Raw genomic sequence first — 16475 nt, 5'->3', positions numbered from 1 at the left:
TATGGACTGAGGTGACCGAAAGCGCCGGGTCCGTGAGCGATGCTTAAGAACGCTGTCGCGGCAGACCCGGGCCGGGTGGACCACACCGCGCGCAGCGGGCGAGTCAGAGGGGGTGCGAGCAGGGAACCTGGACGAGGGTCCCGTCGGCAAGGTCACCGTCCACCGTGCGCAAGCTCATCACCGCCGGTGCGATACCGGCGCGCGCGTTCGCTCGGATGATGCCCGTCGTGTCGAGCACCGCCGCCGGCGAAGAGAGGTGAAGCCCCGCATCGGCGAGCCAGGTTTCCAGCGTGGCGCGTGTTCCGGAGCCTTCCTCCCGCAACAGCAGGGGGGTGTCGGCGAGTTCTTTCGCGGTGACGCCGGCAACGTGTGCCCACGGATGGTGCGGCGCGACGACGACCGCGAGCTCGTCCACAGCGACCACCACCGAGGAGACGTCCGGTGCGTCGATGGGGTCTCGACGAAGCCGAGATCTGCCGCACCGGAGCGGACCAGGTCCGTCACGGCGGCGGAGTTACCGGCGAGCAACCGCACGCTCACATCAGGTGCAGCGTCCCGGTGCACCAGCAGCCAACCGGGCATCAGCACCTCCGCGATCGTCTGTGACGCGGCCACGACGAGGGCACCACCAGGCTCCCTGAGCGCAACGATCCCCGCCTCCAACCGTCGGGACGCCTCCAACACCGGAACAGCCAGCCCGAGAACCACCCGGCCCACATCGGTGAGCTGCGAACCGGATGCCGTCCGGTGCACGAGAGGCTGACCGGTCGCCCGCTCCGCAACGCGCAAGCGCGCAGACACTGCCTGCTGCGTCACCCCCAGCGCCTCGGCGGCGCGGGTCAACGAACCGGTCTCCGCGATGCCCGCGAGAACCTCGAGAGTGTCCAGGTCCAAGGTCCGGTCCGTCAACCGCCGCGTCTTCACAAACACTCATTGTGCCCTGCCAAAACGATCGCCGTTCCGAAAGAAGCCGATGCCGCTCAGGCTGGAACCATGCCTTCCCTGCTTGCTGAGTCCGCACCCGCCCGCACGCGTGTCACGACGGATACCCGCAAGCGCTTCTTCCGCGAGTTGGAGGGACCGGCGCAGATCGTGTCGAACCTGACACCGAACTGGTTCGCATCCATCATGGGAACAGGGATCGTCGCCGTCGCCGCAGCCTCGCTCCCGCTGCAGTTCCCCGGCCTTCGCACCGCAGCGACCGTCGTGTGGGCGATCGCCGCTGTTCTGCTCGTTGCGCTCACAGTAGCCACGGGTCTGCACTGGACCCGGTACCGGCACGTCGCCAAGAACCACCACCTGCACCCGGTCATCTCGCACTTCTACGGCGCTCCGCCGATGGCGTTTCTCACTGTCGGTGCGGGCACCCTTCTCCTCGGAAAAGACTGGATCGGGTTACCCGCCGCGGTCGCCGTCGACTGGGTGCTCTGGGCCATCGGTACCGTCGGCGGGCTCCTCACCGCGGCGCTGGTGCCGTATCTGGCATTCACTCGACACGAGAACAAGCCCGACTCCGCGTTCGGCGGGTGGTTGATGCCGGTCGTCCCCCCATGGTGTCCGCCTCCACCGGCGCACTGTTGCTGCCCTACACCCCCGCCGGACAAGCGCGAGAAACGCTGCTGTGGGCGTGCTACGGGTTCTTCGGGCTCAGCCTGATCGCCTCGCTGGTGGCCCCCCATGGTGTCCGCCTCCACCGGCGCACTGTTGCTGCCCTACACCCCCGCCGGACAAGCGCGAGAAACGCTGCTGTGGGCGTGCTACGGGTTCTTCGGGCTCAGCCTGATCGCCTCGCTGGTGGTCATCACCCTGATCTGGAACCGCCTCGCGCAGCACAAAATCGGTACCGCCGCGATGGTCCCAACCCTTTGGATCGTTCTCGGCCCCGTGGGGCAGTCGATCACCGCCGTGAACCTCCTCGCAACGAACGCCTCCACCGCCGTCGACGCGAGCACGACCCACGCGCTACTCATCGTCGCTTTCGTATACGGTTTCGCGATGCTCGGCTTCGCGCTGCTGTGGACCGTTATCGCCCTTGCCATCACCATCCGCACCGCCCGCGAGCACCTCCCGTTCAGCCTGACCTGGTGGTCTTTCACCTTCCCCGTCGGCACCTGCGTCACCGGGCTGAACGGCCTCGCCCTGCACTCCGGGCTCACCGCTGTTGGGGCCCTCGCCGTGATCTACTACGTCGGCCTGGTCGCGGCATGGATTACCGTCGCCGTTCGCACCTTCCACGGCTCCGTCATCCGCGGAACCCTCCTCGCACCGCCGCGTCCAGCATGAAAACTCTCGACGTGCCCGCAGACGTCCACACGCTCAACGCTCTCGCCGAAACCTGGCGGACAGCACCCGATGGCACACGGCGGTTCGTGCCAAACTTCGATCCACTCTCCGGCGGCACCACCAGCCGGGTTCTGGTTCTCATGCAATCCCCCGGCCCGCAGACGATCGCCGCCGGAGAAAACGCGGTCTGCAGTGAGGACAACCCCGGCCCAACCGCGCGCGCGTTTCGAGCAGCCCGCATCACCTCCGGGCTCGCTCGAAGCGACTACCTCCGGTGGAACCTCATCCCCTGGGCGACACACAGCCCGGTCCGCGCATCGGAGATCGAGCTGGGCCGCCGTGCGCTGGGCGAACTACTCCCACTCCTCCCCGCGCTTGAGACAGTGGTCACCTACGGCGCCGTCGCCCTCAACGGGATCATGCGCCACCTCACACTCGATGACAACGCACGCCTCGTTCACGTCATAGCCGCTCCGCACCCCTCGCCTGCAAACGGCCATCACCGCTCCGAACAAGCAGAACGCTCCGTACGAGCACTCCGACTCGCTACGCGCCCACGAACCCCCTGAACGGCATCGCGAGATGCGCGAATCGCACCACGCCCAAGCAATTCAGCGCTCGCCTCACCGTCTTCGTCATCGGAAGCTGACCGGCGCCATCGAGCGATCAGAGAACGCCGCCATCAAGCGAGCAACCCCACAGGTCGGTTCTAGGAACACCGACCCCGTGCCGGAATCGATCGTTATTGGTCGATCGCGACGGCGGTTGCCGCGGGGCTCCACTAGCGTCAACCCTGCGCATGGCGCACGCAATCGACACAGGGGGAGAACATGACGATCGATCGAAGCGAGCCCACACGTGCGGAGAAGGTGCTGTCGATGCTGAGCGTGCCCCTCGTGGTCTTGATCACGCTGGTGGGGGTCGGGGTGGCCGTTGCCGGCCCCGATCTCGTTTCGAGGCTGAAAATCATTGCCGTGTCGGCCGGAGTGATAGGCGCCATCAGTGCCGGCCTCACCCTCTGGGCGCACAAGGGTTCCGACGTGCTCGACGGGATCGCGAAGATGCTCGGATTCAGCGCGGCGAATCTGGCAGCGATCGCGGCATTCGTTCTGCTGAGTGTGGAGCTGATCATCGCGCCCAGCTAGGCGCGCGGCAGTGGTGCCGGCGACGGCTGAGCGGGTGAAGTGAGGATGGTGTCGTTCGGAAACAAACCTCACTCCAACCGTCAGTGACAGTCAGTCGCGGTAGCTGTCTTGCTGCGACACGAACAGAGCCGGCCTTCGGGTCGGCTTTTTTGCCCTTCCACCAGAACTTTTCATTGGCCCGCTCGGTGCGTCGGCGCGTGGTCCCTCTCCCCGGGTGCCCCACGGTCGCGCCACTGGCCGGCCGTCCGCTGCGCGGCTTCGGGTGTCCGCTGCAGCGGACGCCCCTGCCTACGTCCCGAGCAGGATAGAACGAATGTTCGAACGCGGTTACCCTGGTTCCGAGAGGGGCAGGTGGGACCGTGGGGACGAACAAGCGTTATGCGGCCTCGGTCGACCGGCGGATGGATCAGAAGATCCTGGAACGCATCGCGCGCGATGCCGGCCCGCTGCAGTCCCTCTCCCGCGAGGAGATCGGCCTCGACACCGAGCCCGTGACGATCGACCCGAAACCAAAGTCCGTCCGCGCCTGGGTGCGGTTCGGCGCAACACCGGTCTGGGTTGACGGGCAGGCGTGCCGGTGGACGGCGGACGCCGTGGCGGTCCGGTTTCTCGTAGGCGAGACGGAACACCGCGCCTGGGTGTGGGCCTCGGCCGTGACGCCCATCGTCGCCGCTCCGCGCTGACAGCTCAGCGCTCGCACGCGGACCACAGGCCCACCCCCGCCGCGGCCGCCGCGTCCTGGGCGGCTTCGTGTGCATCTGGCCGCCGTAGGGCGCGTCGTAGGTGTACTCGTAGCCCATGCCGGCGGCGATGGCTCCCTCCGCGATACTGCGGTCGTCGACAATGACGTGGCGCAGCAGCCGACCGTACCGGTCGGCGTCATCTTGGGTGGGATCGGGGTAGAGCTCGACGGCGCGCCCATACAGGGCGCCGTTGACGTACTCGCGGGCTTCCTGGGCGTAGCACTCGTCAGCGGCGCCGTCGCGGCCGATCTCGGGGTGTCTATCCCACGACGGCAGTGACCTCAGCCCTGAGCCCCAGCACTACGGGCGCACCACTGGGAACGGGTGTACAGATCGGCGCGGGCTTGCATCCGACAAGAACGATCGCGAGGACGGGAGCAGTGATGATGCGTCTCCGGGGAGTCTTCGTCATCTGGTAGCCCCGTTTCGATTCGGCGAAAGGTTGCACGGCCCGCGGGCGCCGACGTTTGATCACGGTGATGGTTCGCTGACAACGGTCCTGGTGGAAGACGATGCATTTACCTTCGCATCGATCATCGAGTCACCGTTCCTATGTACATGGGGGTTCCTCTCTCTCGGTGGTCAGCGCGGCAGTGGCGCGCCGGCGTTCTGCATGAACGGCTCGGGGTTGATCGGCTTGCCGTTGTTGTGGATCTCAAAGTGGAGGTGGCACCCGAACGAGAACCCTGTCTCGCCCATCGTGCCGATCTGCGTTCCCGCGGCGATCTGGTCGCCCTTGGCCACCCGCAGACTGCTGTCTTCCATGTGAAAGTAGCCGGACTCGATGCCGTTGCCGTGGTCGATCCACACGACGTTTCCCCGGTAGGGCTGCACGCCGGCGAAGGTCACGGTGCCGCTGCCGGCTGCCCAGATGGGGCTCCCGCATGAGCCGGTGGCCAGGTCGGTGCCCTTGTGGCATTCATCGCCGGGGCGGTTGATGGTGCAGGTCCCGAACGTGTCGGTGACCGTCCCGCGTGCGGGAACGACCCACTCCCCCGTTCCTGCGCTGCACGCGGTGGTCAGCGCCGTCACGATCGCTTTCGCGTCCGTCTCGAATCGGGCGTAATGCTCGGGGTTGTCGTTGACCTGTGTCTTGTGGATCGCGAGCGTGGCAGGCATGTCTTCCCACCCGTCGACCTGGGTCAGCCGGTCGTAGAACAGCGCTGCGGAGCGTGCGGGGTTGAGCCGGTCCTCAACGCTCCCCATGAGTCCTGCTGTTGGAACAGTCCGATCGAAGTTGTGCGGGTGCCGTTGGGGTTGGTGACGCCGGAGGTCTCCCAATCGCCGTAGGTGATGTTCCGCAGTGACGATTCGCCTATCGCGGTCATGACTGCGAGGAGCTGGCCGTGCTGGTTGATGCCGAGATCCATGCCGGCTCGGATGATCGCCGCGGCGTTGGTGAGCTGGTCGCGCTTGTACCCGTTCACCTCTGCCGGCAGCGCGCCGGTGTTGGCCATGCACATGCCGGCGGCGTCGGCTCGCTGCACGGAGGAGAGGATGAACGTCGCCCCGAACATGAGCGCCACGGCGACGGCCACGACGGCGGCGATCAGCTTGGTTTTCATGCCGCGTCCTGGTCGCCGTCTCCTCGCATCCCCTCGTCGGTGTCAGTCAGGCTGACCTCGATGGATGAACGCACGTGCTGCACGTGCGTTTCGGGGACGCTGCCGTACTTGAACACGAAGTGACCGGGTGCGAGGTTCTGCAACGTCTCGGCCGTCGACGGGTCGAATCCGAAGGTCTGAACTGCCCAGTCGGCATCCTCGTGGCGGTCCTGCCGGAAGATGTAGATGCTCTGCGCCTCGCTGATGACGGTTCGCCCGGGCGAATCAGCGGGGATATCGGCGCCCTTGTGGAACACGAAGACGTTGCTCAGGCCGAGGCCACGAGAGAGCTTCTGGTTCGACTTCAACAGGTGCGCGGTGGGGCCTTGAACCATGTCCCACCCTTCCTCGTTGATGCAGGTCGTCTGCCAGCCCGGATCGGCACGGAGCCGGCCCAGCATCCACTGGTTGCCGATCGCGCGGACAACGTGCGAGGACGGGCCCTCCCCGGGGAGCTGAGAGATATCGAAGCTCGTCAGCTTGCCCGTCAGCGCCACCTCTTTGCTGGTGTCGCCGTCGAGCAGGCCGCCGTACTCCTCCAAGAGCCCTTCGAGGGTGAATCGGACGCCGAGGCCCGCCTGGTGCAGCCGGTCACGGGCTGACTCGCTGCCGTTTAGCTCCTCCGCGTCGACGTCGCCCAGCAGCGGCAGGAGGTCGCTCATCGTGGGAGCACGACCGCCCTCGAACTGTACGAGAGCGCGCGTAAGGGCCGATCGAGCTGCCTTCTCTTCCCATTCGTCGATGCGCTCACCGTCTCGCGCGATACGGAGGATCGCGTGCAGCAGCCGGTACGTGCCGGCGGAGCCGATCTGGGAGACGATCAGCGGGTCGAGGAGGTTGAGTCGAGAGCCGGTGCCGTCCGTGGTGAACCGGATGGGTTCACCAGTTCCCCATTCCCGCACCAGCTCGGCGTACTCGCCTTCGCCGCCGCGGTTCTTCTTGTCGAAGATCACCGCGCGTCGACGACGGATCAGCAGCGGCCGGACGACGTAAACGGTCTTCACGAAGGAGGACTTGCCGCCACCGACGCCACCAGCGACAACCGTGTTGGGGCTGGAAATCAGGCGCGGGGTGGAGTTGTACGCCGTTACCGGATCGTGCGCGATGAGCGTGTGCGAGAGCATGTCACGCCGTTGGCCACACCAGCGGTTCCCGTGACCGGGCCGATGAGTGCGGTGTTCAGCACGGACGTCTGTCGCGTCGTCGACGGGGCGCCCTCAAACGTGGGTGCGTAGTAGCCGCGCGCTGCTTTCCGTGCGTTCGCGCGCCGGCTGGGACCGGGCAGATCGTATGGGGAGATCTCCCCGTGCGTCTCGTCGACCGGCTCGGGCACCTCCGCGGCTGTGCTGTCGGGCTGCTTCTTGCCGCGCCGCAACCGGCGGGGCGATGTGGTGTCGCTCACGCGATCGCCTCCTTGTCTCCGCCGCCCGCGATGACGCGCATTGCGCGTGCACCGAAGGAAGGCGTGTGCGGGCGTAGCCCGCGAGCAATGGGCCAGGTCGTGCCGCTCGCGGCCGCCTGATACGAGTCCAGCCACTCCAAGCGCTGGATACCGACCTCGTTTGCGCATACCTCTGCCAGCTCGCGGCTCGCCGCCGCGAGTCGATCCCGGCTGGCGGCGGTGATCGTGACGAAACCGACCCAGTTGGTGCCGTGGTGTCCGCTGCCTTCTGCGAGGTCGTTGCGGCGCCGCTGCGCGGCCAGGACTTTGACCTTCCCCTCGTCGAGCGGGATCTTTCCGTTCGCGCTCTCGGAGATGTCGGCGGCCATATCCGACACCAGGTCGCGACGCGCGGCGTGGCGGGCCTCGGCAGCCGGGATCAGCTCGATGTGGAAGCTGACGGTGCGGATCATGTCGAGCTCGCGGCCGACCAGCAGCTCGAGCAGCCACAAGGGCCGGCGCTGCGCGACGGTGAGCGATTCGGCCCGGATCGCCGCGGTGCGGTGCCACCACTCGACGCGCTCCCCCGTCTCAGGGTCGACGCCCTCAACGACGTGCGCGGAGTACTCGCCGCCACGGGCACGCTCCCCCGTGCTTGTCGGCTGCATGTCGCGCACGAGGTCGAGCGGGCGTGAGGGGTTCTGCATGTGGCGGATCACTGCCGCGGTACCGCGTGCGGTGAGCGGTTCGGCCCACGAGTGGCGCGCGTCGAGCAGGCCACGGCGGAACGATTCGATCTCTGCGGCCATGAGCTTGCGCCAACCGTCACGGCCACGGCCGTACTTCTTCGCCTGCTCCACGAACCGGGCGTTCACGGGCCAGCGACCAACGACGTAATGCCGCTGCACCATCGCACCTCGTGAGGTCTCGATCAGGACTTCGTTGTAAGACTCTTTCGCCCAATCCGGTGCCGCCGGGTCGATGTTGTTGAGCACCCAGAACTCCTGCAGAGCGGTGTCAGCCGGCAGCACGCGGGTTACCGACTGCACGATTCGCATGAGCGAGCCGGGGACTGCTTTCGCGGCCTGGAACGCGCCGAAGGCCTCGGCGCCGCGCACGACGTTCTCCGTGGACTCCATGCCGCGGAGCTGCCCGCTGACGGAGAAAGCGACACTCAGATAAGGCTCCTCCCCGACGGGGCCGTGCCAGGCGATGCCGGGGACACCGCGACCGGACTGCAACCAGCCCATACCGTCGCATCCGTCCGGGTTCGCCCGCATGGCGGCCAGCTCGCGTGCCCACGCAACACGAGCAGTCTGGTCGGTCTTCTCTTTGCTCTTCCGGGTCTGTTCGAGCGCCGTGGTCAGCAGAGCTGCCCGGTCGGCGTCGTACGGGATGAACTCGTCCGCGTGGGTGCGCTGCGCGAGACAGTGTCGGCGGGATCGGCGCCGCCGCTCGATGATGCTGCCGTTATGGGTACCGCTGGTGAGGATGACCAGCGCGGCAACGCCCACGAAAGCGGAGATGATCGCCACCCACCCGAAAGCCGGAGTGAAGACCATGCCGACAGCAATGATCGCCACGGTGCCCCAGCCACGAGACTTGTTCTGAGCGCCCCAGAAGCCTCGGTGACCACCCTCTCCGCCGAGAATGTAAACGCCGCGCTCGGGCTCGTGTGCATCGCTCATTCCGGACGCTCCTTCCCATGAACTGGCGGCGGCGTCACAGTCGTGTGCGCCGTCTCGCTGGACTTGCGGGCTACCGTCTCGGCACCCTTGACGGCCACGGCCGCCCCAGCGGCGGTGGCTCCCACAGCCTTGGTGCCGGCACCGGACGCCGCCGAGGCGCCAGCCCTCGATGATGTGGCGGTCGCGGCACGGCCGCGCCCTGCCGCTCCCGCTGTCTGCGGGCCGATCTTTGTCGCCACGGCGCCCTGCGCATCAGCCGGCCTGGCAGCGGAGCGCACGGCCTGCGGAGTCGACGTCTGCGGCACAGATCGCGGGGGCGTGTGTCGAACGTTCGCCAAGGAGCTCGGGCCGAGTGGGCGAGTCGGGGTCGAGTCGGACGCCGGCGCGCCGGCAAGGTGCTTCTTGGCCCACCCGATGAGAACGAACGGAGCAAAAACCGCGAGGCCGATCGCGATGACCGCGACAAGAAGGCCGGCGAGATTCTTGAAGCCGTCGTTGCCCCACTGGCCGACCGCATCGATGTTCAGTCGGAAGGCGAATCCGAGCAGCAGGAAGAGGAGCGGCTGGATGACCAGCATCCCTACCCAGAGCTGAACGGCTGCGAGGCCGCTCGCGCGTCGACCTGCGTCGACGATCCAGACGACGGCGAGAGGGATGAGAACACCCATGAAGTACTGCACGACGAGCTGGAAGACGAAGATCAGCGGGATGACGAGCATGCCGATCGCCATCGCCCAGATGACCATCGAGCCGATCGCCGCGCCGCCGGTGATCCGCGCCGGATCGTCTGCGGCAAGGGTCGAGAACGTCGCGACCATTTCCTCGACGGTTCCGCCGTAAGCCCAATCGATGATGCCGCGAGTGAGCCAGCGCATCAGCTCGATGAGGAGGATGCCGAACGCGGGTCCAAAGCTCACGCCGAGAATGAAGCCGGGGAAGTACATCCCGATCGACTCGAAGAGGTCTTGACCGCTCATCCGGCCCCGCGCGACGCGCACGAACTGGAACATCAGCAGCAGCACGGCGAGCATCATGCTCAACGCGAACGACACCGCGTAAGTGTTGAGGAACGACGGCATGGAGAGATTCGGCAACGTCGACTCGGTGATCGCCGGGATGACGTCTCGGCTCAGGCCGATCGTCGCTTCCCGGCCGGCCTTGTACATGTTCCCGAACGGGTCGGACCAGAAGTTGACGACCCCGCCCACGGCGTCGACTGCACCGCCGACGATGTCTCCCACGCCGTCGAGCAACCCGAGTGACTTCATCAGCAGCCTCCCGGAATCGCGACTCCGGTAGTGCGAAGCGTGTTCACGTCCTCCACGTCAGAGCTGCCGGTCAACACCCAACCGCGATCGCTCCACTCGATTACCCATGCCGGCATGAGGTTGAGGGTGGGGTCGATTGCCCCCTGGACGACCAGCGGCAGCATGAGCGACAGCTCCACCCGACCCTCGTCGAAGGTGTCGATCCGGTAGTAGCCGTTCAAGCTCGTGACATGGAACTGCGCCGCGTCGACGTCAGCGGCCGACGCAGCGGCTTGCGCGAGGTTCGGGACGTCCTGAACCGCCACACCGTCGAGCTGCGCGATCTCCTCGTCGGGAACGACAGGCTTCTGTCCGAACCATCGAGCAAACGCGATCGCAAACGATACGGCGCCCTCCGGGGTTCGCGGTGCCGCGGCCTGAGCGTCGAGTACGGCCTCCGGGCCCCGTGAGTCGCCTCCGAGGCAGCCGTCGACGCCCGCCAGCGCAGGGGGGAGGTGCTGGCGGGCGTCGACGGGGTTTGGGGGTTGGTGGGCTCGGCCGGCGACTGCGGTGCCGGCTCGGCGCCTCGTCCGCCGTAGACCAAGCCAAGCCCGATGCCACCGGCGACGAGGAGCACGGCGGCCGCGATGATCGCGGCCCAGACCCAGCGACGGCGGGGTGCAGTCGTCGGCGTGCTCATGGCTGGAAGATCGCGATGATTGCGCCGACGATCACAGCCAGGGCGACCAGGCCGCCGAGGGAGATAGAGGACCAGAGGACCTGCTTCTTGCCCTCGGCAACGGCCTGCGGGTTGCTCTCGCCGTTCTGAGCCACTTTGACGATGCCGATGATGAGGGCGACGATCACGAAGACGATCGCGATGCCCCAGACGCCGGCGAGGATCTTCTGCCAGAGTTCGGTGAACTGGGCGCCGAAGATTGTGAAGTCGGGGATGATCCCGTCAAGAGGGTTCTGCATGTCACTGCGCCTTTCGGAGTTCGGTGTTGAGGTGATCGACCACGCCCGCGGTGAGCAAGGTGATCGCGTCGGTGGTCGCCGGTGCGAGCTGTCCGTATGTGAGGGTCGTCCGCTCCGCGATGTGGCGATCCATCGGCACGTGGTAGACGGCCCGGATGCCGGCCTTCTCGATCAGCTCGTCCGCGTACGCGCTCACTTCGGAGTCCTCGGGGCGCCCGTCGTGAGTGCGAACCACGATCGCGTTTCGGGCCAGGTGCGCCGCGTGGCCACCGAGCTGGTGGAGGTGTCGGAGCAGCTGCATCGCGCCCTGCAACGCGTCGAGCGCGTCGAGCACGGGAATCACGAGCACGTCAGTCACCTCGAGCGCGCCGTGGAAGGCGCTTGAGCTGGGCTGGTTGCCCGTATCCATGACGCGCACCGGGAAGAACTCGTCTACCTTGCTCGTGATCCGCTTGACGTCATCACCGTTCAGTGGGTCACGATCTCCCACCGTTCCGATGACGGAGGCGTAGCTGGTCTGCTGGGAGACGTAGCCGGCAAGGTGGCCGGCGCCACGAATCTGGTCGAGGTCGCGCAGCAGCTCGGCAACGCCTACGGACGCGCGCCCCTCGGAACGCACCGACAGAGCGCCGGCGTCGTCTGCGACCTCGACAACGACCGCCCCTCCCCCGCGGATGGTGGCGAAGCAGCCACCGATTGCGAGCGAGAGCGGCGTCTTGCCCACGCCACCCTTGGGGTTTGCGACGAGGATGCCGACGCTGCGCTGCCACCGCGACAGTCGGATCAGGGAGCGGGCGCTGCCCAGCTCGGCGGCCCGCGCTTCGGCGGGGCTCTGCTTCACGGTGAAGCCGAGATTGCGGGCGATCGCCCGCCACCCGAACGACGGCGACTCCGCGGCGCGCTCGCGTCGGTTGATTCGGAGATCGACAGACGGCACGCCGCCGGGTACGTCCTCCGAACCGTGCGCTTCATCCGGAAGGGGAGCCTTGGTCACTGCCGGCGCTTCCTCAAACCGCGGTGTGTCGTTGCGGAACCGAGCCAGCATCTCCTCCGACGAGATACCAGCCGCATTAAGCGTCTTGTCCCCTTTTGGGGGACAACGTGGGTGGCCTCGTCGAGCGGATCAGTCTCCGGCTCTTCGATGTACCCCTCCGCGCGTGACGCGCCTCGAAAGCTTGTATTTCCAACGTTCTCGGTCATATCGCACCCCCTGCGTGCACCATGCTAACGACGAGCGAGGACACGCTGCCCGCGGGGAGCGTGAATTCACCCTCGGGTCAACGGTAACGCGTTATCCGAGATGTTGGATGAGAGTGCTTTAACAATCTGGGTCATACCACTGCTGGCACAATGAACGCATGCCGATTCGCACCCCGATACCCGACCTGACGGGGGAACCGCTGAACGCGCATCGGGTCATTCAGAACGAATCGCGCCTGATCTGCCTGCGGTACCTCCTCAGCGTCGAGTCCGCATCCCGCGCCGAGATCACACAAGCCACCGGCCTTGCGGTGACGACGACTGTCGAAGCCCTCGCAGAGCTTGAAGAGCGCGGTTACGTGACAGACCCGAACATGCCCGCTCATTCGCGTGCCGGCAGGCGCCCGCAGTACAAGGCGAATCGGGAACGAGTCACGACCGAACTTCTCGCGTTCGTGAGCTGGGTTCTCAGGTAGTCACGCACGCCGACATGGCACTCGGGGTTGACACGTACGTGTCAACCCGAGTGCCATCTGCGCTTTCAACTAACTGACTGTTCCGTATTGAAAGGTGGAAGCAGCCCAGCCAAGGATGATCCACGTCAGGGCGGGGGCGACAACGCTCACGGAAGCAAGACCCCACAGCAGGCGGTCGCGTGTCCGGTGTGCCAGGTAGCCCGCACACACAGCGAGCAAGATGCAGACGGCGGTTGCACCAACTGTCAGGAATGTGACTGTCCAGCTCGAGTGAATCGTGGCTGTAGTGCCGTCTGCAAGCAACCAAGTGCACTGCCGCCCGATGGGCCATGCAGAGGCCTCGGCGTACGTCAGCGCCTGCTCTGTCAAGGCAACGTTGGCAGGCGGAGCAAGTTGACATTGCGCCTCTGCGCTGACCCTCGTTTCCAGGTACTGCGCAGCAAGTCCGACTACGAGAAACGATCCCGCCACAAAGAAAACGGCCGTTAGGGCAGCTCTGAGCCGCCCGTGCCCTTTGTTTCTCATAGTCGGACCTCCGCTAAGAAAGTACTGGGGTCAGCACGGGTGGTTCGGCTTGGCGCTGCGGTTATTGGCTCCAGAGCGCGAGGATCGCTTCTTCGACGAGTACGCGCTTTGAAGCCTTGCTTCCGCGCCTGGCCTTCTCGCGCGCGACTGCGGCATCGAGCACGGCCGCGACGTCGGGGCTGATGCGCGTCGCGAGCTGGACGGTCACTTCCGAACCCCCAGCGACGGGGGCCGGCGGGGTCGACGCAGCGAACCGCGCGTTCGTCGTCGGAGCATGCGACGGGGCTGCCGCGGGCGCCTCGGCGCCCTTGCCCTCGATAGGGCTGTTGGACACGGTTGCCGGCGCCGGTGCCGGTGCGGGGCTGGGTTTGTAATCGATCGGGTCAACCCCGGCGTCGGGAGCGGGACGTGGGCGGGAACGGGCGGGCCGGTCGGGCTGGTTCGCGGTCATCGGATCACCTTTCGCATCACTTCGCTGTATGCCTCTCGCACCGGCGTTCCCTTGCGGTACGCGCCGTACCACTCCCCCGCCATGCGAACCTCGGGGACGATCGCCAGGTGCGGGACGATCGGCTCGATGATCGGCGCGAGCTCGCGCACCTGGTCGATCGCATCCTGTTCGGCGTAGGACAAGAAGCCCGTGCCGTCACGGGTCATCGTGACGCCGGCTTCTTCGATCCCGGTTGCCGCTCCCAGGCGCGCCATGCTGCGCCTGAACGCCTCCACGGTGCGCTTCGCACCGGTCACCCCATCGATGCCCGAATCGGACGCCGTAGCGGCGTACAACACCCGGTCCGAGGCATGCAGAGCGGACAGGGTGAGGGGGCCGCCCTGGCGGTTCGCGCAGTCGATCACCACGACGTCAGCGTCGAGGTCGACCAGGGACGCCTTAAGCCGCAGCTCGGCGTAGTCGTCGCGCTCGCTCTCGCGGTTGCTGAGGTCGCGAGCGGAGGGAATCACGCGCAGCATTTCGTGCCAACGGCTCGGCACGGCGAGATCCTGCGCCCAACCGGTGGGCTCTTCCTTGGCGCCGAGGATCGCTCCGACGTGCAGCCCCTCCCCCACCGGCTCAGTGCGCGTCCACTTCGTCGATGCCGCACGGGGGTCGAGGTCGATGAGCACCGTGCGATGTCCGGCTTCGGCCGAGGTCATCGCCACCGATACCGCCGCGGTCGTCTTGCTGACTCCGCCCGCCTCGCTGTAGACCATCACGGTTTGCATGCTTCAATCCTACCTTCTAGCTAGCCTTCCAGCTAGCTTTCTTTCTGTCTATCTGACTAGCTAGCTTTCTAGCAAGAAAGCTAGCTCTCTTGTTTCGTGGTGCCTCGCCTGGGGCTCTTACGACGCGAGCTTGCTGGTCCGCACGGGCGCGGACTTGCCGAGCTGGTCGATGCGTTGGCGGCTGATGCCGAGCGCTGCCGCCGCGGCCTCGGCGGGGTAGCCCTGGGCTCGTAGCGCTCGAACGGCGTCACGGCGGAGGGTGGCAGCCCGTGCCTGCTGTTCGCGGGCGGCCTCCTCGGCGGCCGTGCTGTCCTTCCAGAGCTGGGCGACGTCTTCGGGGATCACGACGTCGACGTCGACGGTTACCGAGTCGTCATCGAGCCATGCTGCTGCGAGTTCGTGAGCGGCCTTCTCGATGCCTCGGAAGGTCGTTGCCGCGCCGGTCGCGATGATCGTTCCGCCTGCGGGGGAGGAGCTTGTGAGTTCGGGGATCTCGATCGTCCACCACCCGTCTTCGTCTCGGTAGGCGCGTGCGGCGAGCTGGCGCGTCATGGGGGCTCCTCTCAGTTCCAGGTACTCGGGGTGTCGTCGAAGACGTTTTGGATCTGTCGCACGATGCCCGCAGATACCTCGCCGCCGTGGGCGGCAACCACTAGCGTCATGGCACCGTCTGGCGATTTCCACGTCTCGTGACTGCCTTTGGTGCGCACGTGCTCCCAGCCCTTCGAGCGCAGGAACTTCGCCACATCCCGATGCTTCTGTCGCTTGGTCATAAGACTATGCTAGTCCCCCTAGCACTGCAATGCAAGGGGGCCTAGCTATTTTCTTCGGATTCGAACGGGGTGCCGCAGATCCCGCAGATAATGGGGCCCGCCTCGATGACGGTGAGCGAGGCGCGGACCTTCCGCCCGCATCCGCAGACGACTGCCGCACCGTTGTTGTTGCTCTTCCGTCCTCCGCCGGTGGCGATCACTTCGGCACGGCGGTGAGCGGTGATCGCAGTGTGCAGGGTCGCGATCGTCTCGGCGTATTCGGCTTCGGTGTGGCGGGGGAGTGTGGTCACGCTCCATCCGATGCTCTGATCGTGCTCGATGGTGAGCCCGAGGCCTTCGGCAATGCTCTTGAATCGTTGGTTGTGGTAGCGGCCCTGACGGCTGGTGTCCTGGATACCGCGGGACTGTGCGGCCGCGTGTGCGGCCTCGTGCAGCAGCGTCGCGAGGACGGACGCGGCGCCCCCGGCCAGGCCCTCACCGCCGACGAACAGCTCGTGCAGCTCGTCCTCACCGCGCACCCATCGCGCTGCGGCAAAGTGTCCGAGCTTCATCCCCTTGGCCTCGCTCCCGCTGCCGATCGTGACGACGACCTCGGGAACCTCGGGGTGACGTTCGCGGATATCGGCCCACGCCTGCTCGATTGCGGCGACCAGGGGAGCGGCGACGGTGGCGCTCATGCGTTCACCGCCTCGGGGTCGATCTCCTCGATGAGGTCGGGGCGGAACCCGGACCATGCCGAAGTGCCGGGGACTTTCACCACGGGGAGGCGGGTGAACCCGAGGGCTCGCAGCTCCTCGGCCGCGCCCTCGCGCAGCTCGTCGACGTCAACGATCCGGTAGTCGACGCCGCGACCGTCAAGGGCCCGATATGTGGCGTTGCACTGCACGCACCCCTCACGGCTGAACACCGTGACCCGGCCTGTGGTTGTTGCGCCCATGATCTTCTCTCCTCCCCCTCACGTTTTTTTGCCGTGAAGGCGACTTGTCGCCGCTAGGGAGGACGGCCTGAGCGCAAGCAGCGGAGGAGAGAATTTCGGCGCGAAATAAGGGAGCACAGCGACCGCGTGCCGAAAATCTCGGGGGAGTCGCTTGCGCTCAGGCTGGCCGACCGTACGCTGCCGAAGGCTTCACGGCAGAAAAACGTGCGCCCGGAGGGCGCTGGACTGCGGCCGCATCGCGGCCGTCGTCTACGGGCAGAGCCCGCCCGGCGCC

Annotated in this window: 19 protein-coding genes and 3 pseudogenes; 5 read left to right on the top strand and 17 right to left on the bottom strand. The window is 66.6% G+C overall.

The features are described 5' to 3' along the window. Nucleotides 1-103: 103 nt before the first annotated feature. A pseudogene (locus C1N74_RS16185) lies at nucleotides 104-924 on the bottom strand (LysR substrate-binding domain-containing protein). A gap of 204 nt (nucleotides 925-1128) precedes the next feature. Between C1N74_RS16185 and C1N74_RS16795 the strand changes: the two are divergent. The 4 genes and pseudogenes from C1N74_RS16795 to C1N74_RS16160 form a co-directional block, all read left to right on the top strand. Continuing rightward, nucleotides 1129-2283: pseudogene (locus C1N74_RS16795) on the top strand (TDT family transporter); the annotation flags it as partial. After that, the gene (locus C1N74_RS16790) at nucleotides 2205-2852 is read left to right on the top strand and encodes a uracil-DNA glycosylase family protein (RefSeq protein WP_137751094.1); all 648 of its coding nucleotides are present in this window, start codon (nucleotides 2205-2207) and stop codon (nucleotides 2850-2852) included. The pseudogene C1N74_RS16795 and the gene C1N74_RS16790, both read left to right, overlap by 79 nt. A gap of 261 nt (nucleotides 2853-3113) precedes the next feature. Then, on the top strand, nucleotides 3114-3428 hold the full coding sequence (locus tag C1N74_RS16165; protein WP_137751070.1) for a hypothetical protein: 315 nt from the start codon (nucleotides 3114-3116) through the stop codon (nucleotides 3426-3428). Nucleotides 3429-3787: 359 nt separating this feature from the next. Then, a complete protein-coding gene (locus tag C1N74_RS16160; RefSeq protein ID WP_137751069.1) occupies nucleotides 3788-4111 on the top strand; it encodes a hypothetical protein in 324 nt (107 codons plus the stop codon). A gap of 108 nt (nucleotides 4112-4219) precedes the next feature. Here the strand turns inward: C1N74_RS16160 and C1N74_RS16785 are convergent. From C1N74_RS16785 to C1N74_RS16120, 10 genes and pseudogenes are all read right to left on the bottom strand, one after another. Beyond that, nucleotides 4220-4420, bottom strand: a pseudogene (locus C1N74_RS16785) (thermonuclease family protein); the annotation flags it as partial. A gap of 333 nt (nucleotides 4421-4753) precedes the next feature. Further along, nucleotides 4754-5377: a M23 family metallopeptidase gene (locus C1N74_RS16730; protein ID WP_258318060.1), complete on the bottom strand. Its 624-nt coding sequence runs from the start codon at nucleotides 5375-5377 to the stop codon at nucleotides 4754-4756. After that, nucleotides 5314-5736 carry a hypothetical protein gene (locus C1N74_RS16725; RefSeq protein ID WP_258318059.1) on the bottom strand — a complete coding sequence of 141 codons (423 nt, stop codon included), beginning with the start codon at nucleotides 5734-5736 and terminating at the stop codon, nucleotides 5314-5316. The genes C1N74_RS16730 and C1N74_RS16725 overlap by 64 nt, the downstream gene beginning before the upstream one ends. Further along, on the bottom strand, nucleotides 5733-6899 hold the full coding sequence (locus C1N74_RS16145; RefSeq protein WP_258318058.1) for an ATP/GTP-binding protein: 1167 nt from the start codon (nucleotides 6897-6899) through the stop codon (nucleotides 5733-5735). Before C1N74_RS16145 ends, C1N74_RS16725 begins: the two co-directional genes overlap by 4 nt. Beyond that, entirely contained in the window at nucleotides 6863-7177 is a 315-nt protein-coding gene (locus C1N74_RS16720) for a hypothetical protein (RefSeq protein ID WP_258318057.1), read from the bottom strand. Before C1N74_RS16720 ends, C1N74_RS16145 begins: the two co-directional genes overlap by 37 nt. Further along, complete coding sequence (locus tag C1N74_RS16140; RefSeq protein ID WP_137751068.1) at nucleotides 7174-8844, bottom strand: hypothetical protein; 1671 nt, start codon at nucleotides 8842-8844, stop codon at nucleotides 7174-7176. Before C1N74_RS16140 ends, C1N74_RS16720 begins: the two co-directional genes overlap by 4 nt. Beyond that, complete coding sequence (locus C1N74_RS16135; RefSeq protein ID WP_137751067.1) at nucleotides 8841-10112, bottom strand: hypothetical protein; 1272 nt, start codon at nucleotides 10110-10112, stop codon at nucleotides 8841-8843. Before C1N74_RS16135 ends, C1N74_RS16140 begins: the two co-directional genes overlap by 4 nt. Next, complete coding sequence (locus C1N74_RS16715; protein WP_258318056.1) at nucleotides 10112-10417, bottom strand: hypothetical protein; 306 nt, start codon at nucleotides 10415-10417, stop codon at nucleotides 10112-10114. Before C1N74_RS16715 ends, C1N74_RS16135 begins: the two co-directional genes overlap by 1 nt. Nucleotides 10418-10787: 370 nt before the next feature. Continuing rightward, complete coding sequence (locus C1N74_RS16125) at nucleotides 10788-11069, bottom strand: hypothetical protein (protein WP_114587663.1); 282 nt, start codon at nucleotides 11067-11069, stop codon at nucleotides 10788-10790. A gap of 1 nt (nucleotide 11070) precedes the next feature. Continuing rightward, entirely contained in the window at nucleotides 11071-12063 is a 993-nt protein-coding gene (locus C1N74_RS16120; protein ID WP_258318055.1) for a hypothetical protein, read from the bottom strand. A gap of 364 nt (nucleotides 12064-12427) precedes the next feature. Between C1N74_RS16120 and C1N74_RS16115 the strand changes: the two genes are divergently transcribed. Continuing rightward, nucleotides 12428-12745 carry a hypothetical protein gene (locus C1N74_RS16115; RefSeq protein WP_114587665.1) on the top strand — a complete coding sequence of 106 codons (318 nt, stop codon included), beginning with the start codon at nucleotides 12428-12430 and terminating at the stop codon, nucleotides 12743-12745. A gap of 586 nt (nucleotides 12746-13331) precedes the next feature. Here C1N74_RS16115 and C1N74_RS16110 read toward each other — a convergent pair. The 6 genes from C1N74_RS16110 to C1N74_RS16085 form a co-directional block, all read right to left on the bottom strand. Further along, entirely contained in the window at nucleotides 13332-13721 is a 390-nt protein-coding gene (locus tag C1N74_RS16110; protein ID WP_137751066.1) for a hypothetical protein, read from the bottom strand. Next, nucleotides 13718-14479 carry a ParA family protein gene (locus C1N74_RS16105; protein ID WP_258318063.1) on the bottom strand — a complete coding sequence of 254 codons (762 nt, stop codon included), beginning with the start codon at nucleotides 14477-14479 and terminating at the stop codon, nucleotides 13718-13720. Before C1N74_RS16105 ends, C1N74_RS16110 begins: the two co-directional genes overlap by 4 nt. A gap of 129 nt (nucleotides 14480-14608) precedes the next feature. Further along, entirely contained in the window at nucleotides 14609-15043 is a 435-nt protein-coding gene (locus C1N74_RS16100; protein WP_137751064.1) for a hypothetical protein, read from the bottom strand. An 11-nt stretch (nucleotides 15044-15054) separates the two neighbouring features. Next, complete coding sequence (locus C1N74_RS16095) at nucleotides 15055-15264, bottom strand: type II toxin-antitoxin system HicA family toxin (protein WP_114587669.1); 210 nt, start codon at nucleotides 15262-15264, stop codon at nucleotides 15055-15057. Between the two features lie 41 nt (nucleotides 15265-15305). Then, nucleotides 15306-15941, bottom strand: coding sequence for a hypothetical protein (locus C1N74_RS16090; RefSeq protein ID WP_137751063.1), 636 nt, complete (start codon nucleotides 15939-15941; stop codon nucleotides 15306-15308). Next, nucleotides 15938-16201, bottom strand: coding sequence for a glutaredoxin domain-containing protein (locus C1N74_RS16085; protein ID WP_137751062.1), 264 nt, complete (start codon nucleotides 16199-16201; stop codon nucleotides 15938-15940). The genes C1N74_RS16090 and C1N74_RS16085 overlap by 4 nt, the downstream gene beginning before the upstream one ends. Between the last annotated feature and the right edge of the window lie 274 nt (nucleotides 16202-16475).

Origin of the sequence: Microbacterium sp. SGAir0570 (assembly GCF_005491085.2) — a bacterium.
Classification (GTDB): Bacteria; Actinomycetota; Actinomycetes; order Actinomycetales; family Microbacteriaceae; genus Microbacterium; species Microbacterium arborescens.
This window is presented reverse-complemented; position numbering and strand designations above follow the sequence as displayed.